Source organism: Pseudomonas sp. FP603 (assembly GCF_030687415.1).
GTDB classification, from domain to species: Bacteria; Pseudomonadota; Gammaproteobacteria; order Pseudomonadales; family Pseudomonadaceae; genus Aquipseudomonas; species Aquipseudomonas wuhanensis.
In genome coordinates this window covers 2,001,595-2,020,366 of sequence record NZ_CP117431.1, presented here as the reverse complement: position 1 = coordinate 2,020,366, position 18,772 = coordinate 2,001,595, and the positions used below count along the sequence as shown (strand labels likewise).

Here is an 18,772-nt window from a genome sequence, read left to right as displayed (position 1 = left end):
TCGAAGCGTCCGTAGCAGCCTTCTTCAAGGTCTTTGCTTGTCAGGCACCTTAACGCGAGGTTTTGATCTTCATGACCTCGGTGTAGATGGCATTGATTGTCTGACCCACCTGGAGCTTCTTCATTTTGGCCTGAAGCTGCGGGTCCTCGACCTTCAGGACGGTCAGTTCGCCTTCCGACGGAAGCAAGGTCACTTCATGTTTTTTCAAGTCAATGCGAGTGATCTTTGAAGTGACCTTGACCTTTCGAACCGCCTCACCGCCCGGATCAGGATTGTGCTGGGTGGTACGGACTGATTCGTTGCTGCCCCCTGGCGCAGCGTCGACATTCGTGTCGAGCACATAGGCGACCGAGCGAATAACGTGGATATCGACCTTGTCGCCAACCTTCAAATTGTTCAGGGTCTTGGCTTTTTCCGTGAGCTGGATGGATACCGGGCTTTGGTTGGCGTCTTCTATGGTGACTTGATGATTCGCCGGATCAACGGCCAGCACCCGCGTGACGATGTGACCTTCCATGGAATGGCTACCCAACGGCACCTCGGATGCATGGGCCGTAAAGCCGATCGCGGCCATGATCGAGGCAAGGGTTACAACGGCAAGGGAGGGAATCGGTTTCATGGGCCTGTTTTTCTTTTGTTGGCAGGTAGAACAGCACGGATTACCGGTGGGAGCGTTTTGCACACAGGTCAAAGCATAGACATTGATTGCGGGGATGCCCCATCACAGTGTCGATTGGGCTGTTCGCTTGTTTCGTCAGATCTTCGATCAGTAGGCTGGAGTTGAATTTGATGTGCTCGTGTTGAATGCGAGTGGCAGCTTCTGGCCGATGTCTGCCCTCCCCCACAGCCATAAGCGCTCGTTTGGGAACGGAAAATAAATCTGCCCACTTTTTACGATTTTTTCTTCCCCCAGATTTCACCATGCACGGCAACCAGTAGCCACTGACTGTCCCGCAGGCCGCCCATTCAGCTCGTCAGTCCACGATGCCCCTTGTCATGAAATGTAAATTCGCTGTCGTGCGATGCGAGGTGGCCGCACCCGCTGCACCCTAGAGTCGGAGACAAACACCGCAACCGGGCCCAGCGCCAGAAACACGAGAGCCGCCATGAGCAGATCTACCCGAGCGAGCGAGACCGTAACCCCCACCCAGCGCCCCCCGGTGACCGGCCGAAAACGTCGCGCTCGCAAGGATGGCGATCTCCCGGACAACCCCCAGCAACAAAAGCAGATCGGCATCGCTGCCAATCAGGCCCTGGCAGGCAATCCGCTAGTCAGCATGCGCGCGGCGGACCTGGCCAGCTCGGCCGGTTACCTGCTCAAGGCCGTGGGTAAGTCGCCGCTCAAGGCTGGCGCTCATCTGGGTGGCTACCTGAAGGAGCTGCGCGGCATCGTCGGCGGCAACTCCGATATCGCGCCGGACCCGAAGGACAAGCGTTTCGTCGATCCGGCCTGGCAATCCAACGCCTTCCTGCGCGCGCTGCTGCAGGCCTACCTGGCCGGGCAAAGTGAGCTGACCCGCTTCATCGAATCCACCGACCTTGCCCCGCTGGAAAAGAGCCGAGCCCGATTCGTAGCAGCACTCCTGGCCGATGCAATGGCACCGAGCAACTCGCCGCTGACCAATCCGGCGGCGCTGCGCAAGCTGGTAGACACCGGTGGCATGAGCCTGGCCAGGGGCCTCCGCCAATTCGGCGAGGATATGCTGAACAACCGTGGGCTTCCGAGGCAGGTCGACAGCACGCCGTTCAAGGTTGGGGAAAACATCGCCACGGCCAAGGGCGAAGTGGTATTTCGCACCGAGATGTTCGAGCTGCTGCAGTTCGCGCCCACCACCGAAAAGGTCTATGCCCGGCCCTTGGTGATGTCGCCACCGCAAATCAACAAGTACTACGCCATCGATCTGTCGCCGGAGAAAAGCCTGATCAAGTGGATTCAGGACAGCGGCGTGAACTTCTTCGTCATCAGCTGGCGCAATCCCACCAGCGAGCACCGTGACTGGGGCTTGTCCGATTACGCGCTGTGCCTCGACCAGGCTGTGGACGTGGCGCGCAAGATCACCGGTAGCCCGGATGTGAATATGTGGGGCTCCTGCTCGGGGGGCATCACCTTGGCCGCCTACCTGGGCTGGCTGGCGGCTCGTGGCGAAGGCCCCAAGGTGGCCAACACCAGCTGGGCCGTGTGCGTACTCGACATGCCCTCGGTGCTGGACGACACCACCCTGGGGTTATTCGCCACCCCTTCCGCCCTGCGCGCAGCCAAGGCCAGCTCCCGGCGCAAGGGCGTGCTGAGCGGCCAGAGCATGGCCCGCATGTTCGCCTGGATGCGGCCCAACGACCTGATCTGGAACTACTGGGTCAACAACTACCTGCTTGGCAATAAGCCGCCGGCCTTCGACATCCTGGCCTGGAACAACGACACCACGCAGCTACCCGCCCAACTGCACGCGGACTACCTCGACCTGGTCCAGCAGAACCCCTACAGCAACCCGGGCTCCCTTGAGATTGCCGGCGAGTCGATCGACATGACCCAAGTGAAGGTGGGAGCCTATGTGGTTGGCGGCACCACCGACCACATCACCCCCTGGCAGGGTTGCTACGGCACTGCCCGGCTGTTGGGTGAGGACACAACCTACGTGCTGTCCAACGCCGGCCATCTGCAGAGCCTGGTGAACCCGCCGGGCAACCCCAAGTCGTTCTACTACGCGGCGCCTGCCACCGCCGAGACCCCGGAGACCTGGCTGCAAAACGCCGGGGAGCGCCAGCAAGGCAGCTGGTGGCCGCATTGGCGCGAATGGATCGGGCAGCGCTCGGGCGACATCCTGCCGGCACCGAAGAAGCTCGGCTCGCGCAAGTACCCGCCCCTTTGCCCCGCACCTGGCACCTATGTCATGGAGCGTTGAGGCTGCCATCTCTTCCTCGAGCTGACCCCACGCCACCCCGTGGGTTTCAGCGCTTTACCCAGGTGAGGATCGACCGAGCGGTGCGCCCCGTGAGTCTCGTCATGATCGATGGTAGATGGCTGAAGATCAGGCTTGAAGGTTGCTGCGGTGGCCAACGTCTCGCATCCGCGTGAAGATCGGAAAAGCTTTTGCGGAAAAAAGTGTGAAAAAAAGGGGACTGATTTGTTTCCTTCAAAAATATCAGTCCCCTTGCCCATCCAGTCCTGCGGACAATTCGATGCTAGCCAATTGGCAGAGATGGCATCACAGGCCAAACACCACACGAAGAATGTGCCGGGGCCGCGCATGGACAGGTTCTCAAGTACCTTTGTGACGGCGCGAATTCGATAGCTGGCAGCGTCGGTCAAAATATCGAGTGGCGCGTGGGTATCGACAAACAGCGTGGGCATGTCGGTGCAGTTGCTGGTGAGCGCCATGAAGCAGTTTTTGGGGTGGGGAGTTGGATTTTCGTAGGGTGGATCAGGGGTAATTGCTGTCATTGTTTGATTCCTAACGTATGGATCGGAGCTGCCAGAAATCACTTCCACGCAATAGGTGGCGGCTGTACGCAAGTGTGGAAGACCGGGACGTTAGGCACCCGGCGCACTCGAAAGCGCCCCGCGCACAGCTACCATAAAACACAGACGATAAAAAACGCCGAACTGGTGGCGCTTGATGCGCCGAAATCTCCGATGGATCTGCCCGGCAATAAACGCGCGAGACTTTGCGGGGGATCAATCAGGAAAGAAGTCGGGAAAGGATGATGTTGATGTAGGGCGATTCGCTAATGATCACTCCATTAATCAACAAGAAGGCAAAAACGCAAACGTGGCGGGAGGTTCCCCTCACGCCACGTTCGTTTGTCAGACATGCAATTGGTTTAATCTACAGAACCACGAGACGCCAACTCTTTCAATTTGATTTCGGCCAGCGGATGCCCGGCCTTCGCCGCCATTTCCCACCAGCGAGCTGCTTCCACCGGATCCGGCGCCTTGCTCGGCGTCCCCGCCAGGCTGATCACGCCAACCTGATAGGCCGCCTTGCCATCCCCCGCCAACGCGGCCAGGCGCAGTAATCGCACCCCCTCCTCGCGAGCCCCAAGACCGACACCGCGAAAGGTCAGGATGTGGCCGTAGAAGCTCTGGGCGCCGACATCACCCAGGTTCGCCATACGCGCGAACTGGCCCTCGAGCCAACTCCAGCCTCGCGGCTGACGCACAAACCACGACCAGTGGAACAACCGGCGGGCCAGCCAGTAACCGGCCCGCGCCTTGAGTCGCAGGAACACTCAGGCTTCCGCCGACTCGGGGTACTCGTATTCGAACACCCGCACCACTTCCGAGGCATGCCAGGACGCGGCAGCCACGCCATCGGACGGTCCGGAGAAGCGCCCGAGGCGCTCGACGCATTCGAAGAAGCCGGTGCGCGGCAAGCGGCTGGCGCCCTGGCTGATCACCAACGAGCTGCGCAACGGCTGCTCGGCTCTGGCATCCAGCGCGGCCAGGTGCTCAAGGGCTGCGGTCAAGGTTTGCATGGCGGGCGTGGGTAGCTGCAAACGCTCCAGCAACGCCCGATAAGTCAAAAGATGGCGCTGACGGCGCGCCTGATCCAGCTCCCCCAGCAATCCATCCCAATGTTGACGACTGATGCGTACGCTCACGATTCATCCCTCCATCCTGGCACCGTCAATTCCCAGGCGAGGCTGCGGCGAATAGCAGCGTCGGGTTGACGCTCACCGCTTTCGATCAAGGCGAGATATGACGGGCTGATGCCTACCGTGCGGGCCAGCGCCTCAATGGCGATGCCCTTCCCTTCGCGCAAATTGCGTAGTTGATCCAGACCCGGAAGAATCTGGTCTGGTGCCGCCGCGGGAGGCACTTTGGCGTCACGCGGTGGTTGTTGCTTGATGCCTGCTGCTTTCAGTAGAGCCTGATACTGAGCCCATGGCAGAACCGCATATTCGGGTTCGCCTTCGCGTGTAATTATCTGAATATCCATGACTACCCCGTAGGACAACGACACTTAGCGAGTCGGCGCTTTTCCCTAGAAGTGTAATCCTAACAGCGGCCAAGGTCGCGGGGGTATGAATATGGATGATCCTGAATCGGTTCAGGTTTTTTTCGGGCCCTGAAGTTGCAGTTGTTCCGGGGTATCAGGCAGGCGTTCGACCACTGCGAGCTTTTCCGGCAACTGACGCTTGCGCCAGGCACGGAAGGCGTTGAGTTCGTCATCGAGGACTTTCATCAACCAGGCCAGCACGGCAATGTCGTCGAGCATGCCGAATACCGGAATGAAATCCGGGATGGCATCGACCGGGCTCAGGAAATACATCAGGCCGGCCACCACCGAGACCAATGCTTTCGGGCTGATGGCCCGGTATTCGCCACGCCAGTAGGCCAGGCAGAGTGCCTGCAACAGCCGCAGATCGTCTTTGAGCTTGCCCAGACGATTACCCTGGCTGGCACCTTTGCTGGCAACAGCAAACAGCAGGGTCGGCAAACGGCCACGGGCGAGCAGACGCCCGGCCAGTGGCAGGAAACGAGCGAAATTCCAGGGCATTTTCATCTTTTCCTCCCGCTGAAATGTTATCCACACAAATTGTGGATAACCTTGTGAACAGAGCTGCATTTCATCGCTGAAAGCCCCGTTTCATAAGGGTCTGACTCAGATCGGGCGTTTTTTACTCACATAAAAAAACCCAAGATTTCATTGACTTGGCGCGCCGGTACGTCTAGCTCGGGCACTGTCACTGGCTATGACTCCAGCGTACCGCATCCGTTCGTTTTGTTTACCTTCAACGAACTCCAGATGCAACAACGCCCCGCATAAGCGAGGCGTTGTTTTTTCGAGCAGACGCGGATTACTTGGTGGCGTCTTGTTTGGCTGGATCCTTGATGCCCAGCAGCTCCAGGTCAAATACCAGCACCGAGTTGGCTGGAATCGCCGGGCTCGGGCTTTGGGCGCCGTAAGCCAGTTCGCTAGGGATGTACAGTTTGTACTTCTCGCCAACGTGCATCAGTTGCAGGCCTTCGACCCAACCCGGAATCACACCGCTGACTGGCAGATCGATCGGGCTGCCGCGCTCGACGGAACTGTCGAAAACGGTGCCATTGGTCAGTTTGCCAGTGTAGTGAACAGTCACTACGTCGGTAGGCTTAGGCTGTGCGCCATCCGCCTTCTGGACCACTTCGTACTGCAGGCCGGAAGCCGTGGTGACGACACCCGCTTTCTTGCCGTTTTCTTCAAGGAACTTCTTGCCAGCAGTTGCCGACTCTTCGCTCATCTTGGCCAAACGCTCTTCAGCACGCTTTTGCAGTGCGGCGAAGGCTTCAACCAACTCTTCATCTTTCAGCTTCTGTTCTTTCTTGCCGACGGCATCTTCGATGCCCTGGGCTACCGCTTTGGAATCCAGGTCATCCATGCCTTCCTGAGCCAGGCTTTTGCCCATGTTCAGACCGATACCGTAGGAAGCTTTTTGCGCCGGGGTTTTCAGCTCTACGCTGGTCTGCGAATCACAACCCGCAAGTACCAGGCCAACCAGGGCCACCGCCGCCGCCAACCGATGCTGTTTCATGCTATTTCCTTGTTCATGCGCCTAAAGGGCAATCGAGTAAAGCCGCGAGCTTATCAGGCCGCCACGACCAATGGCTACCGGCATGAGAGCAGGAAACGTCTGATAAGTTCAGGTGTTTAAACGCATTTCGGCCATAGAAGGATGAAGCTTCTGTCATTTGGCTCTTACAGACTCAAGGACCCGTTCCCACAGCCTCTGGCGTAATGGCCTCTTGCCGCACCTCGTCAGCTGAGGCATAAGAGAGCTACAAATTGACAAGGATGTTTATCGTGCGCCTCATAATCCGCTTGCTGATTCTGATCGCAGTACTGCTGGGGCTTGGCCTCGCCGTGGTGCTGTACTATGTCGCCAACCCGAAATTGCCAGCCTGGTCACCGGCGCAACAGGTGAATTACCTGGAGCAATGGAGCGCCGCTGACCGCCAGGCTTACTACTTCACGCCTCAGGGTACCCAAGTCAAAGGCTTGCGCTATGACTGGTTCAACGCCCTGGAACTGCCCTTCTCGCAGCGCCGATTCGCCGCTCCCGAATACCTCGCACGCTTTGGTTTTCTGATCGACCCGAGCCAGAAAGCCACGCCGAACAACCCTGGTAACCTGCCCGTCGGTTTTGCCCGTCATCAAAACCCCGGCAGCCAGGACGAGTTTCTGGACATCACTTGCGCCGCCTGCCACACCGGCGAATTGCGCTTCAATGGCCAAGCCGTGCGCATCGACGGTGGCTCGGCCCAGCATGTATTGCCGTCCAGCGTTCCGACCCTGCGTGGCGGCAGCTTCGGCCAGGCACTGGTGGCCAGCCTCGCCTCGACTTACTACAACCCCTGGAAATTCGAACGCTTCGCCCGCAACGTTCTGGGTCAGGACTACGACGCGCGGCATCAGCAACTACGCCAGGATTTTAAAGTCTCACTCGATACCTTCTTGAAAGTGGCCTGGAACGATACCCATCGCGGCCTCTACCCCACCGAAGAAGGCCCCGGCCGCACCGATGCCTTCGGGCGAATTGCCAACGCCAGCTTCGGCGACGCGATTTCACCCGCCAACTACCGCGTGGCTAACGCTCCGGTGGACTACCCGCAACTGTGGGACATGTGGACCTTCGACTGGGTGCAGTGGAACGGTTCGGCGCAGCAACCGATGGCCCGTAATATCGGCGAAGCCTTGGGTGTGGGCGCCACGCTGAATTTCTTCGACAGCAGCGGGCAGCCGCTCAAGGGCGACGACCGCTACCCGTCCAGCGTCCGGGTGCGCGATCTGCACCGGATCGAAGAAACCCTGCAACGACTCAAACCGCCTGCCTGGCCGGAAGCCCTGTTGGGCAACATCGACAAACCCCTGGCCGCAAAAGGCCGCGAACTGTTCGCTGAAAACTGCGCCGGGTGTCATGTCCCCCGCGTCACCCAAAGCGACAGCAGACCCGTGCAACATCTGAAATTACTGCCTGTGGAGGTGATTGGCACAGACCCCGGCGCCGCCAACAACATTGCCGACCATCGCTTCGATCTGACGGCCTTGCAGTGGGATCCGGCAGAGCTTGCGCAACTGGATGTACAACTGCATCCCAAACCCACAGAACCCTTGGATATGAGCCAATTGTCCGTGGCCAAGGGGCTCGCTTATGTCACTGCTTTCGTGGGCAACCAAGCCTACCGCAAAGCCAATGTGACACCCGCAGAGCGCCCGAACCTGGACGGATTCGGCCTGCCGATCGGCGTTCAAGAGTTGCGCAGCTACAAAGCCCGACCACTGGCGGGCGTCTGGGCCACGCCGCCGTTTTTGCACAACGGTTCGGTACCGAGCATTTATCAACTGCTCTCGCCCCAGAACGAACGCGCCACCACGTTCTACAAAGGCACCTTCGAATACGACCCCAAACATTTGGGTTATCGCACCGAAGCCTTCACCAACGGTTTTGTGTTCGACACGCGCATCACCGGCAATCACAACAGCGGCCACGAGTTCCGCGCAGGCGAGCGCGGGAACGGCGTCATTGGTCGCCTGCTGCAACCGGAGGAACGCTGGGCGCTGCTGGAATACCTGAAAGTATTGGGCGGCCCGATGGAGTCGCAATTGCCAGACCGCCTTCTCAGTCAAAAGGATTGACCCATGCTGATCACTCTCTGGTTGCGCCTGGGCGCCTTCCTCGGCAAAACCCTGCTGTGGTTGCTGGGTCTGGGCCTGCTCGGCTGGGCGCTGATCATGGCCTGGTCCGCCTGGCAGCATCGCGGCCCGGTATCGGCTGAAGAACTGATTCCGGACGGCGAAGCGGCAATGACCCAGGACATCATCCAGACGGCCGTGCGTATCGTCGATCAACACCGCGAAAGTACCCGCTACCTGCGCGATGCCCATGCCAAGGCCCATGGCTGCGTAAAGGCCGAGGTTCAGGTGCTGCCGGATCTGGCGGTGGCGTTACGTCAAGGCGTGTTCAGCGAGCCCGGCAAAACCTGGCAAGCGACGATACGGCTGTCCAATGGCAATGCGTATCCGCAGTTCGACAGCATCCGCGATGCTCGGGGCATGGCGATCAAACTGTTCGATGTGCCTGGTAAACAGTTGCTGAGTGACCGACAAGGGCGCAACGAACAGGATTTCGTGATGTTCAACCATCCTAACTTCTTTGTCAGCGATGTCGCGGAGTATCGTCAGAATGTGGCCGCTCAGGCTGATGGCAAAAAGGCGATGGCGTTCTTCCCGGGCTGGGACCCGCGCACCTGGCAGGTTCGCCATCTGTTTATTGCGCTGGCGACGCTCTCCCCTGCCCCGGCAAGCCCGACGCAGACCACTTACTTTTCGGTTTCGCCGTACAAGTTTGGTGAAGCCAACGCCAAATTCCGGGTGATGCCGGATCCTGATAGCTGCCCGGCTTACGTGCTACCCACGCAAAATCAAAACCTGCCGAACTTCCTGCGCAGTGCGCTGAACCAGCAGCTGTCGACCGATCGGGTGCCGGCGTGTTTCGTCTTGCAGATCCAGCGTCAGGACGCGGGCAAGTACATGCCGATCGAAGACACCAGTATCGAGTGGAGCGAAAGCGACGCGCCCTTCGAAACCGTGGCCCGAATCAAACTGCCTGCCCAGGATTTCGACACCCCGGCGCTGAACCTGCAATGCGACAATCTATCGTTCAATCCATGGTTCGGGCTTGAGGCCCATAGGCCGATTGGCGGGATCAACCGGTTGCGCAAAGCGGTGTACGAGGCCGTCAGCGATTACCGGCACAGTCGTAACGTCGAACAATAGGCAATGCCAGTTAGCAGCCCGCTCCCACATGGATTGCACTTGACCTGACAGATCGTTTTTTTCAGCGGATCCAGCACAAAGCCAAATCCCGGACAGCAAAAAGCCCGCATTAAGCGGGCTTTTCCGTGGTGACCTGGCGTTCAGCGTTCCAGATACCGAATATGGCGCAGCGGACGGGACTCGAACCCGCGACCCCCGGCGTGACAGGCCGGTATTCTAACCGACTGAACTACCGCTGCGCGTAGCGTTGAAAGTAAGTGGTGGGTGATGACGGGATCGAACCGCCGACATTCTGCTTGTAAGGCAGACGCTCTCCCAGCTGAGCTAATCACCCTTTACCTTCGTTGCGGGGCGCATTGTGCCACAGATTTTCATAAAGTGTTGATTTAATTGATAAAAAATCAAAAAAATCTGAAAACCGGTAAAACGACGCGACCTGCAGGAACAACTTACACATAACTATGGACAGAAAAAAACCCGCGTTAGCGGGCTTTTCCGTGGTGACCTGGCGTTCAGCGTTCCAGGTTACCGAATATGGCGCAGCGGACGGGACTCGAACCCGCGACCCCCGGCGTGACAGGCCGGTATTCTAACCGACTGAACTACCGCTGCGCGTAACACTAAAGCGAATGGTGGGTGATGACGGGATCGAACCGCCGACATTCTGCTTGTAAGGCAGACGCTCTCCCAGCTGAGCTAATCACCCTTCACTTTCGGTGTGGCGCGCATTCTACGGAGCGACCCAACCTCTGGCAAGCACTTTTTAAATTAATTTTATCAGGCCTTCCAAAGGCTTAGAGAAGGGTTGGCCTATGGCACCCGGAGGACAATAATGCCCCCCTTTGTATAAAGGAGAGACTCATCCCATGTGGTTCAAAAACCTGCTTATCTATCGCCTGACCCAAGATCTGCCTTTTGATGCCGAGGCGTTGGAAACTGCACTGGCCACCAAGCTGGCGCGTCCATGTGCAAGCCAGGAGTTGACCACCTACGGTTTCGTCGCGCCATTCGGCAAGGGCGAAGACGCGCCGCTGGTACACATCAGCGGCGACTTCCTGCTGATCGCCGCCCGTAAGGAAGAACGCATTCTGCCTGGCAGCGTCGTGCGCGACGCGGTGAAGGAAAAGGTCGAAGAGATCGAAGCCGAACAAATGCGCAAGGTCTACAAAAAGGAACGCGATCAGATCAAGGATGAAATCATCCAGGCCTTCCTGCCCCGCGCCTTTATCCGCCGCTCGTCGACCTTCGCCGCCATCGCGCCGAAACAGGGCCTGATCCTGGTTAACTCGGCCAGCCCGAAACGTGCCGAAGACCTGCTGTCCACTCTGCGCGAAGTGATCGGCTCGCTGCCAGTGCGTCCGCTGACGGTGAAGATGTCGCCGACCGCCACCATGACCGAGTGGGTCACCACCCAAAAAGCCGCGAATGATTTCTTCGTGCTGGACGAGTGCGAACTGCGTGACACCCACGAAGACGGCGGCATCGTGCGCTGCAAGCGTCAGGACCTGACCAGCGAAGAAATCCAGCTGCACCTGAGCACTGGCAAAGTGGTCACTCAACTGTCGCTGGCCTGGCAGGACAAACTGTCGTTCGTGCTTGACGACAAAATGGTGGTCAAGCGCCTGAAGTTCGAAGACCTGCTGCAGGATCAGGCGGAACAGGACGGTGGCGACGAAGCCCTGGGCCAACTGGACGCCAGCTTCACACTAATGATGCTGACCTTCGGCGACTTCCTGCCGTCGATGGTTGAAGCGTTGGGTGGTGAAGAGATCCCGCAAGGTATCTGAAAAACCGGTTCTCCTTGAAGGAACCGGATCAAATGTGGGAGCTGGCTTGCCTGCGATGACGGTGTATCAGACGGCTTAAATGTAGTCTGACACACCGCCATCGCAGGCAAGCCAGCTCCCACATTGATTGGATTTCCAAATTGGAAATCCCACTTATATAACAAGGATCAGGCCATGCGCGCACTCGCTGCATTGAGTCGTTTTGTCGGCAACACCTTCGCTTACTGGGTACTGATTTTCGCCGTCGTGGCGTTTCTGCAACCGACCTGGTTCATCGGCTTGAAAGGCGCCATCGTGCCGCTGCTGGGGCTGGTGATGTTCGGCATGGGCCTGACCCTCAAGCTCGAAGACTTCGCCGAAGTCGCGCGTCATCCGTGGCGCGTGGCCCTGGGCGTGGTTGCCCATTTCGTGATCATGCCCGGTGTGGCGTGGTTGCTTTGCCAGGTTTTCCACCTGCCGCCGGAAATCGCCGTCGGTGTGATTCTGGTCGGCTGCTGCCCGAGCGGCACCTCGTCGAATGTGATGACCTGGCTGGCGCGTGGCGATCTGGCGTTGTCGGTGGCCATTGCCGCCGTCACCACCCTCCTCGCTCCGCTGCTGACACCCGCCCTGATCTGGCTGCTGGCCTCGGCCTGGTTGCCGGTGTCGTTCATGGAGCTGTTCTGGTCGATCCTGCAAGTCGTGCTGATGCCGATCGTGCTCGGCGTGGTTGCCCAGCGCGTACTCGGTGATCGGGTTCGTCACGCGGTAGACGTGTTGCCGCTAGTGTCGGTGGTGAGCATCGTGATCATCGTCACCGCCGTCGTGGCCGCCAGCCAGGCGAAGATTGCCGAATCCGGCTTGCTGATCATGGCCGTGGTGATGCTGCACAACAGTTTCGGCTATTTGCTGGGTTACTTCACCGGGCGCCTGTTCAATCTGCCACTGGCCCAGCGCAAATCCCTGGCACTGGAAGTCGGCATGCAGAACTCCGGCCTGGGTGCGGCCCTGGCCAGTGCACACTTCTCGCCGCTGGCGGCGGTGCCAAGCGCATTGTTCAGCGTCTGGCACAACATTTCCGGGGCGCTGCTCTCGACATACTTCCGTCGTATGAGCGAGAAAGAAGACCGGCAAATCGCGGCTCAGCAGGCGGCGGATTAAGCCGAAAACTTGATCCTCGGGTTAATGATGGGGCACTCTATTGCGCAATGCGGGGACGACCTCGCGGCTCGATCGAGTGATTAATCTGGGGACGACCCCATCCATTGATGGAAGTCTCAAATGTCCTGGATCATTCTGTTTTTTGCTGGTCTGTTCGAAGTCGGTTGGGCCGTCGGCCTGAAATACACCGACGGTTTCAGCCGCCCTCTCCCAACCGCACTGACCATTGCCGCCATGGCGATCAGCCTTGGCCTGCTGGGCCTTGCCATGAAGGAATTGCCGCTGGGTACGGCCTATGCGATCTGGACTGGCGTGGGTGCGGTGGGCACGGTGATTGCCGGGATCATTTTGTTTGGTGAATCCATGGCACTGTTCAGACTCGCCAGTGTGGCGTTGATCATTGCCGGGCTGGTAGGGCTTAAGGTCAGCGCTTAGGCCACTACCGCTTTCGCGAGCAAGCCCGCTCCCACACTGGATGCGTGTCGTTTGTTAGATGGGTTGCAACGGCATCGTCAATTCAACCCGCAAGCCATCCGGCCGGCTGTCGAAATGCAGGGTGCAGCCGCAGCGCTGGACGATGGCCTGGACAATCGCCAGACCCAAGCCGCATCCGGTGCTCTGGCCGTTGCGCCAGAAGCGTTGGGTCAGGTGTTGCAGGTCGTCTTCGGCAATCCCCGGGCCGTGATCGCGGACCAAAAAACGCACGCGATCGCCAGTGGTTTCCAGGCTCAGCTCCACGGCTCCATCGCCCGGGGTATGGCGCAGGGCGTTGTCGAGCAAGTTGCGCAATGCGGCAATCGACAGCACCGCGGGCATTTGCAGCGGCGCATCGGAGAATATGGCCGGCAACTGAAACTTGATCCGCTGACGATCACCGCTGGCTGCATCCTGAATCGCCAGTTTCGCCACCTGCTCGGCGCTGCATTGCACGCCATCATCGAACGACAGACTGCCCTCCACGCGCGCCAGCAGCAGCAATTGCTCAAGCGTGCGATGCAACCGGTCGGCCCCCTCTTCAGCCCGCGCCAGAGACTGATCGCGGGCGCTGCCTTCGGTCATGCGCGCCACTTGCAGGTGGGTTTTGATGGCGGTCAGCGGGCTGCGCAACTCGTGCGCGGCATCACCGGTCAACCGCCGTTCGCGCTCGATGGTCTTGCCGATGCGCTGGAACAACTGATTCTGGGTTTCCAGCAGTGGTTGCAGCTCGCTGGGCAGCGGCTGGATTTGCAACGGTTCCAGGGAATCGGCGCTGCGCCGCATCAGCGCATCGCGCATACGATTGAGCGGTGCCAGCCCCTGACCGATGCCGAGCCACAACAGGCACAGGCAACCAAGCAGCGCCACGCCGACCGGCACCGAAGCCGCCAGGAGGATTGACATGTTCAATGCTTCGCGCTCGATTTGTCGGTCGGCGGTGGTAATGCGCACATCACCGCGCGCCAGGGTGAAGCTGCGCCACGGTGCGCCGTCGATCATTTGATCGTGGAAGCCCATTTTTTCGGCTTCCAGGGTTTGTTCGGGGCTGCTGTGGCTGCGAGCCAGAATTTCACCGCGCAACGAGCTGACCTGGCAGGCCATACCGCCAGGAATACTCAGCTGCTCTGCACTGAAATGAGTGCCTTCGCCCTTGCTCGGCAACGCCGGCAGTTGCTCCAGCAGCCCGGCCACCATCCGCGCCGACGCCACCAGCCGCTGGTCGAGGGAAAACATCATCTGGTTGCGCAGATCACTGAGCATCCAGGCGGCGGCCAGGGCCCAGATCAGCGCAAACGCGGCGCCGAGGGTCAGACTCAGCCGCAAACGCAGGCTCATCACTTCGATTGTTCTCCGCCATCGGCCGGCCCCAGGCGATAGCCCAGGCCACGCACAGTCTCGACGATGCCATTGCCCAGTTTGCGCCGCAGGTGATGGATGTGGACGTTAAGGGCATTGCTTTCCAGCTCGTCGTTGAAACCGTAGACGCTGTCCTTCAGTTGTTCGGTGGACAGTACCCGGCCGCGATTGTGCAGCAAGGCTTGCAACAGCGATTGCTCACGGCGTGACAAATCCACCGATTGGCCGCCGAGCAGGGTTTCGCGGCTGCTCGGGTCGTAGGTCAAACGACCGTGTTCAATCAGGTTGACGCTGCGCCCCGCCACACGTCGCAACAAGGTGTGCAGACGCGCGGCAAGTTCGCGCAGGTCGAACGGTTTGAGCAAGTAGTCGTCGGCGCCGGCTTGCAGGCCGTCGACCCGGTCGGTGACCGAATCCCGCGCGGTGAGGATCAGCACCGGGATTTCCAGGCCATGGTGACGCAACTGCTGCAACAGCTTGAGGCCATCTTCATCGGGCAGACCGAGATCGAGCACCATGACGTCGAATTCGGCAACCTTGAGCATCGCCCGGGCTGCCGAGGCGGTGGCGACATGCTCCACGGTCAAGCCCTGGGCAGTTAGCCCGGCAACGATACCGCTGGCGATCAGCTCATCGTCTTCGCAAACCAGTACATGCATGGTGAGCCCCGTAGAAAAAAGGTGATTAAGCTGGTAGCCGATTAAGCGGACATTATGCCGCAAGAGCCATTGTCACAAGGCGAGTGTGGTTAATCGTCGGTTAATCGCCGCCCGCCACTGTGCACCTCACTTGCACAGGGATAAGGCTTACCCATGCGTCGACTGTTTTTATTCTTTGTTCTGTTGATCTCGGGTGTGGCCCAGGCTGGAACGAATCCGTTCGAAACCAAACCCGATTTTCTCCCGGTGGAAAAAGCGTTCGCCTTCACCTCCGAACGCCTTGAATCCGGGGAAACCCAGCTCTATTGGCAAATTGCCGACAATTACTACCTGTATCAGAAACGCCTGAAATTCGACGGTCTGGCCCCGGAGCAGGTGCCAGCTCTGCCCGAGGGTGAGTCCCACAGCGACGAGTTCTTCGGCGAACAGCAAGTCTATCGCCAGGGCCTGGAGCTGAAGATTCCGGCCGGAGCCACTGGTCAGATAAAAGTAGGCTTCCAGGGCTGCGCCGATGCCGGGTTGTGTTATCCGCCGCAGACTCAAGTGGTCGACCTTGGCGCAAGTAACGTCCTTACCGCGTTTGCTGAAGAGGCGCCCGACCAGGCCCTGGCCAGCGGCCTGCAGCAACGGGCGTTGGGCTGGAGCCTGCTGGTGTTCTTCGGCCTGGGGCTGCTGCTGGCGTTCACCCCTTGCTCTTTGCCGATGCTGCCGATTCTGGCGGGATTGATCGTGGGCAGTGGCGCCACGCCCAAACGCGGTTTTTCCCTGGCCGGCAGTTACGTTGTCAGTATGGCGCTGGTGTATGCGGCGATGGGCGTGCTGGCCGCGCTGCTCGGGGCGAACCTTCAGGCGCTGCTGCAGAATCCATGGCTGTTGGGCAGCTTTGCGGCGGTGTTCGTGCTGCTGGCCTTGCCGATGTTCGGTTTCTTCGAACTGCAATTGCCGGTAGTCGTGCGGGATCGGCTGGAACATGTTTCGCGCAATCAGCGCGGTGGCAGTCTGATCGGTGCCGGTGTACTCGGGGCTTTGTCCGGCCTGCTGGTGGGACCGTGTATGACCGCCCCATTGGCGGGTGCCCTGCTCTATATCGCGCAGAGCGGCAATGCGCTGCACGGCGGGCTGATTCTGTTCGCCATGGGCATCGGCATCGGCATACCGCTGTTGCTGCTGGTGACGGTCGGCAATCGCTTTTTGCCCAAACCCGGTGCCTGGATGAACCTGCTCAAAGGCGTGTTCGGTTTCCTGTTCCTCGCCACCGCGCTGCTGATGCTGCGCCCGGTGCTGGATGAATCGCTGTGGCTCGGCTTGTGCGGTGCCTTGTTGCTGATCGCCGCTTACAGTGCCTGGAAGCAGTCTGAAGGTTTTGGCCGAATTGCCCACCTGTTCGGCGCCAGTTCGCTGCTGTTGGGTCTATGGGGCAGCCTGCTGGTGGTCGGTGCGGCGGGCGGCAGTGACGATCCGTATCAGCCGTTGCAGGTGTACAGCGCCGGCCGTATCGGCACTGCCGCGCCGAGCGCGCATGATGCATTCACTACGATCAAGGAACCCGCCGCCCTGCAACGCGAGCTCGATGCCGCCAAGGCTCAGGGCCAGTGGGTGCTGCTGGACTACTACGCCGACTGGTGTGTGTCGTGCAAAGTCATGGAAAAACAGGTCTTCGGCAAAGCACAGGTGCTGGATGCGCTCAGCGATGTACGCTTGCTACGGCTGGACGTCACCGCCGACAATGCCGCCAGCCGCGAACTGCTCGGTCGTTATAAAGTGCCGGGGCCGCCAAGCCTTTTGTGGATAGGCCCCAATGGTGAAGAGCGCCGCAGCCAGCGCATCACCGGTGAGGTCGATGCCGGCACCTTCCTGCAACGCTGGACCACCACCCGAGACGCTCGTTAATGCTGACCCTTACCCTCGGCACTTTTGCCATCGCGCTTAATCACCTGCTGTTGATCAGTGCCCTGGCGCTGGCGACCTTTGTCGGCTGGCGGGTGGCCAAGCGTGGCGGCGAGAACCCGGAGTCGGTGCTGTTCAGCCTGTTCCTGCTGGGCATGCTGGCGGCCCGAGTCGGTTTCGTGATCGCCTACTGGGCGCAGTATCGCAACGATCCGTGGCAGATCATCGACCTGCGCGACGGTGGTTTTCTCGCCTGGCCGGGGGTGGTCGTGCTCTTGCTGGCTGCGTTGTACCGAGGCTGGCGTCGCCCGGGCATGCGTCGGCCGTTGGGCTTTGGCGTGGTCAGTGGTCTGGTGTTCTGGTTGCTGGCGACGTTCTCCCTGGGTATTTACGAACAAGGCACGCGCCTGCCGCAGATCACCCTGCGCAATGCCGCCGGCCAGACCATTCCGCTCAGCGACTACCAGGGCGGTCCGCTGGTCATCAACCTTTGGGCCACTTGGTGCCCGCCGTGCCGCCGGGAAATGCCGGTGCTGGAAAACGCCCAACAACAACGCCCGGACCTGACGTTCCTGTTCGTCAACCAGTCCGAAAGCATGCAGAGCGTCGCCACCTTCCTCGAAACCCAGGGCCTGAGCCTGACCAACGTGCTGTTCGATGGCAGCGGTCGATTGAGTCAGGCGGTGGGTTCCATGGCATTGCCGACTACGCTGTTCTATAGCCCTGACGGGTATCTGCTGGGCAGCCATCTGGGCGAACTCTCTGAAGCCAGCCTGGCTCGCGCCCTGGAAAACTTCGACACCCCGAACCCGGCCACCTCGGCCACGCCTTCAAGGAAACTGCCATGCTCCGCCTCCGCCACCTGCTGACGTTGACCCTGGGTGCCGCCCTGTTGCACTTGCCGTCGGTACAGGCCGAAGAGTTGCCTGAAGCGATCAAGAAGATCGAAGCCAAGGGCGCCAAAATCGTCGGCACCTTCGACGCGCCCGACGGCCTGCGCGGTTATGCGGCGCAGTACCAGAACCGCGGCATGACGCTGTACCTGACCCCGGGCGGCAAGCATGTGCTGGTCGGCAATCTGTACGACGCCGACGGCAATGACCTGAGCAGCGCGCCGTTGCAAAAACTGGTCTACGCGCCGATGGCCAAGGAAGTCTGGGGCAAGATGGAAGCGAGCAACTGGATCGGTGACGGCAACAAGGATGCACCGCGAATCGTCTATCTGTTCAGCGACCCGAATTGCCCGTACTGCAACATGTTCTGGGAACAGGCGCGGCCGTGGGTCAAGGCTGGCAAGGTGCAGTTGCGGCACATCATGGTCGGTATCATTCGCGAAGACAGTCCCGGCAAATCCGCCGCGCTGCTGGCCGCCAAGGACCCGCAGAAAGCCCTGGAAGACCACGAGAAATCCGGCAAGGGCAGTTCGCTCAAGCCGCTGAAAGACGTGCCACCGGCGATTCAAGCGAAACTCGCGGCGAACATGCAGTTGATGGAAGACCTGGAACTGGCCGCCACTCCGGCGATTTTCTATATGGATGACAAAGGTCAGCTGCAACAGCAACAAGGCGCGCCGACGCCGGAGAAGTTGGTGAAGATTCTGGGGCCTAAGTAAGTAATTCAGCCGTCGGATTTGTGGTGACAGCGGTAACGCCATTGCGGGCAAGCCCGCTCCCACAGGGTTATTCGACCTCCTGTGGGAGCGGGCTTGCCC

Annotated in this window: 17 protein-coding genes, 4 tRNA genes and 1 pseudogene; 9 read left to right on the top strand and 13 right to left on the bottom strand. The window is 59.8% G+C overall.

Annotated features, from left to right (window positions below; translation table 11 throughout):
- Positions 1 to 49 precede the first annotated feature (49 nt).
- Positions 50 to 619 (bottom strand): hypothetical protein, encoded by a 570-nt coding sequence (locus PSH65_RS09265; RefSeq protein ID WP_305425924.1) that lies wholly within the window; start codon positions 617 to 619, stop codon positions 50 to 52.
- Positions 620 to 1,106: 487 nt separating this feature from the next.
- Here PSH65_RS09265 and PSH65_RS09260 point away from each other — a divergent pair, with 487 nt between their 5' ends.
- Positions 1,107 to 2,900 (top strand): alpha/beta fold hydrolase, encoded by a 1,794-nt coding sequence (locus tag PSH65_RS09260; protein ID WP_305425923.1) that lies wholly within the window; start codon positions 1,107 to 1,109, stop codon positions 2,898 to 2,900.
- A 338-nt stretch (positions 2,901 to 3,238) separates the two neighbouring features.
- Here PSH65_RS09260 and PSH65_RS09255 read toward each other — a convergent pair.
- From PSH65_RS09255 to PSH65_RS09230, 6 genes and pseudogenes are all read right to left on the bottom strand, one after another.
- Positions 3,239 to 3,439, bottom strand: a pseudogene (locus tag PSH65_RS09255) (hypothetical protein); the annotation flags it as partial.
- Positions 3,440 to 3,819: 380 nt separating this feature from the next.
- Positions 3,820 to 4,227, bottom strand: a complete 408-nt coding sequence (locus PSH65_RS09250) for a sel1 repeat family protein (RefSeq protein WP_305425922.1) — start codon at positions 4,225 to 4,227, stop codon at positions 3,820 to 3,822.
- Positions 4,228 to 4,599, bottom strand: a complete 372-nt coding sequence (locus PSH65_RS09245; protein WP_007898892.1) for a hypothetical protein — start codon at positions 4,597 to 4,599, stop codon at positions 4,228 to 4,230.
- Entirely contained in the window at positions 4,596 to 4,937 is a 342-nt protein-coding gene (locus PSH65_RS09240) for a helix-turn-helix domain-containing protein (RefSeq protein WP_305425921.1), read from the bottom strand. The genes PSH65_RS09245 and PSH65_RS09240 overlap by 4 nt, the downstream gene beginning before the upstream one ends.
- 111 nt (positions 4,938 to 5,048) lie before the next feature.
- Positions 5,049 to 5,504 carry a YkvA family protein gene (locus PSH65_RS09235; RefSeq protein ID WP_258616082.1) on the bottom strand — a complete coding sequence of 152 codons (456 nt, stop codon included), beginning with the start codon at positions 5,502 to 5,504 and terminating at the stop codon, positions 5,049 to 5,051.
- A gap of 295 nt (positions 5,505 to 5,799) precedes the next feature.
- Complete coding sequence (locus tag PSH65_RS09230; RefSeq protein WP_305425920.1) at positions 5,800 to 6,513, bottom strand: FKBP-type peptidyl-prolyl cis-trans isomerase; 714 nt, start codon at positions 6,511 to 6,513, stop codon at positions 5,800 to 5,802.
- 269 nt (positions 6,514 to 6,782) lie between these two features.
- Between PSH65_RS09230 and PSH65_RS09225 the strand changes: the two genes are divergently transcribed.
- Positions 6,783 to 8,615 (top strand): di-heme-cytochrome C peroxidase, encoded by a 1,833-nt coding sequence (locus PSH65_RS09225; RefSeq protein WP_305425919.1) that lies wholly within the window; start codon positions 6,783 to 6,785, stop codon positions 8,613 to 8,615.
- A 3-nt stretch (positions 8,616 to 8,618) separates the two neighbouring features.
- Positions 8,619 to 9,755 carry a catalase family protein gene (locus PSH65_RS09220; RefSeq protein WP_305425918.1) on the top strand — a complete coding sequence of 379 codons (1,137 nt, stop codon included), beginning with the start codon at positions 8,619 to 8,621 and terminating at the stop codon, positions 9,753 to 9,755.
- 162 nt (positions 9,756 to 9,917) lie between these two features.
- Here PSH65_RS09220 and PSH65_RS09215 read toward each other — a convergent pair.
- The 4 genes from PSH65_RS09215 to PSH65_RS09200 all read right to left on the bottom strand — a co-directional run bounded on the left by PSH65_RS09215 (position 9,918) and on the right by PSH65_RS09200 (position 10,461).
- Positions 9,918 to 9,994: transfer RNA gene (locus tag PSH65_RS09215), tRNA-Asp, on the bottom strand.
- Between the two features lie 19 nt (positions 9,995 to 10,013).
- Positions 10,014 to 10,089: transfer RNA gene (locus PSH65_RS09210), tRNA-Val, on the bottom strand.
- A gap of 201 nt (positions 10,090 to 10,290) precedes the next feature.
- Positions 10,291 to 10,367, bottom strand: a tRNA-Asp gene (locus tag PSH65_RS09205).
- An 18-nt stretch (positions 10,368 to 10,385) separates the two neighbouring features.
- A tRNA-Val gene (locus PSH65_RS09200) sits at positions 10,386 to 10,461 on the bottom strand.
- Positions 10,462 to 10,621: 160 nt separating this feature from the next.
- Between PSH65_RS09200 and rdgC the strand changes: the two genes are divergently transcribed.
- From rdgC to sugE, 3 genes are all read left to right on the top strand, one after another.
- Entirely contained in the window at positions 10,622 to 11,542 is a 921-nt protein-coding gene (rdgC, locus tag PSH65_RS09195) for a recombination-associated protein RdgC (RefSeq protein WP_258616096.1), read from the top strand.
- 174 nt (positions 11,543 to 11,716) lie between these two features.
- On the top strand, positions 11,717 to 12,682 hold the full coding sequence (locus PSH65_RS09190; RefSeq protein ID WP_305425916.1) for a bile acid:sodium symporter family protein: 966 nt from the start codon (positions 11,717 to 11,719) through the stop codon (positions 12,680 to 12,682).
- A 120-nt stretch (positions 12,683 to 12,802) separates the two neighbouring features.
- Positions 12,803 to 13,117 carry a quaternary ammonium compound efflux SMR transporter SugE gene (gene sugE / locus PSH65_RS09185; RefSeq protein ID WP_008013928.1) on the top strand — a complete coding sequence of 105 codons (315 nt, stop codon included), beginning with the start codon at positions 12,803 to 12,805 and terminating at the stop codon, positions 13,115 to 13,117.
- Positions 13,118 to 13,171: 54 nt separating this feature from the next.
- Here sugE and PSH65_RS09180 read toward each other — a convergent pair whose 3' ends face one another.
- Complete coding sequence (locus PSH65_RS09180; protein WP_305425915.1) at positions 13,172 to 14,497, bottom strand: ATP-binding protein; 1,326 nt, start codon at positions 14,495 to 14,497, stop codon at positions 13,172 to 13,174.
- Positions 14,494 to 15,174 carry a response regulator gene (locus PSH65_RS09175; RefSeq protein WP_038982275.1) on the bottom strand — a complete coding sequence of 227 codons (681 nt, stop codon included), beginning with the start codon at positions 15,172 to 15,174 and terminating at the stop codon, positions 14,494 to 14,496. Before PSH65_RS09175 ends, PSH65_RS09180 begins: the two co-directional genes overlap by 4 nt.
- 153 nt (positions 15,175 to 15,327) lie before the next feature.
- Between PSH65_RS09175 and dsbD the strand changes: the two genes are divergently transcribed.
- From dsbD to dsbG, 3 genes are read left to right on the top strand one after another with little or no spacing between them, the layout of a single operon-like run.
- On the top strand, positions 15,328 to 17,064 hold the full coding sequence (dsbD, locus tag PSH65_RS09170; protein WP_305425914.1) for a protein-disulfide reductase DsbD: 1,737 nt from the start codon (positions 15,328 to 15,330) through the stop codon (positions 17,062 to 17,064).
- The gene (locus PSH65_RS09165; RefSeq protein ID WP_305425913.1) at positions 17,064 to 17,930 is read left to right on the top strand and encodes a TlpA disulfide reductase family protein; all 867 of its coding nucleotides are present in this window, start codon (positions 17,064 to 17,066) and stop codon (positions 17,928 to 17,930) included. Before dsbD ends, PSH65_RS09165 begins: the two co-directional genes overlap by 1 nt.
- Positions 17,906 to 18,673, top strand: coding sequence for a thiol:disulfide interchange protein DsbG (dsbG, locus tag PSH65_RS09160; RefSeq protein ID WP_305425912.1), 768 nt, complete (start codon positions 17,906 to 17,908; stop codon positions 18,671 to 18,673). The genes PSH65_RS09165 and dsbG overlap by 25 nt, the downstream gene beginning before the upstream one ends.
- The last annotated feature ends 99 nt before the right edge of the window (positions 18,674 to 18,772 follow it).

Coding starts and splice junctions, on each gene's coding strand:
- PSH65_RS09240 (WP_305425921.1), bottom strand. CDS start 4,937: ATGGATATTCAGATAATTACACGCGAAGGCGAACCCGAATATGCGGTT.
- rdgC (WP_258616096.1), top strand. CDS start 10,622: ATGTGGTTCAAAAACCTGCTTATCTATCGCCTGACCCAAGATCTGCCT.
- dsbD (WP_305425914.1), top strand. CDS start 15,328: ATGCGTCGACTGTTTTTATTCTTTGTTCTGTTGATCTCGGGTGTGGCC.
- sugE (WP_008013928.1), top strand. CDS start 12,803: ATGTCCTGGATCATTCTGTTTTTTGCTGGTCTGTTCGAAGTCGGTTGG.
- PSH65_RS09190 (WP_305425916.1), top strand. CDS start 11,717: ATGCGCGCACTCGCTGCATTGAGTCGTTTTGTCGGCAACACCTTCGCT.
- PSH65_RS09230 (WP_305425920.1), bottom strand. CDS start 6,513: ATGAAACAGCATCGGTTGGCGGCGGCGGTGGCCCTGGTTGGCCTGGTA.
- PSH65_RS09265 (WP_305425924.1), bottom strand. CDS start 619: ATGAAACCGATTCCCTCCCTTGCCGTTGTAACCCTTGCCTCGATCATG.
- PSH65_RS09235 (WP_258616082.1), bottom strand. CDS start 5,504: ATGAAAATGCCCTGGAATTTCGCTCGTTTCCTGCCACTGGCCGGGCGT.
- PSH65_RS09165 (WP_305425913.1), top strand. CDS start 17,064: ATGCTGACCCTTACCCTCGGCACTTTTGCCATCGCGCTTAATCACCTG.
- PSH65_RS09175 (WP_038982275.1), bottom strand. CDS start 15,174: ATGCATGTACTGGTTTGCGAAGACGATGAGCTGATCGCCAGCGGTATC.
- PSH65_RS09260 (WP_305425923.1), top strand. CDS start 1,107: ATGAGCAGATCTACCCGAGCGAGCGAGACCGTAACCCCCACCCAGCGC.
- PSH65_RS09220 (WP_305425918.1), top strand. CDS start 8,619: ATGCTGATCACTCTCTGGTTGCGCCTGGGCGCCTTCCTCGGCAAAACC.
- dsbG (WP_305425912.1), top strand. CDS start 17,906: ATGCTCCGCCTCCGCCACCTGCTGACGTTGACCCTGGGTGCCGCCCTG.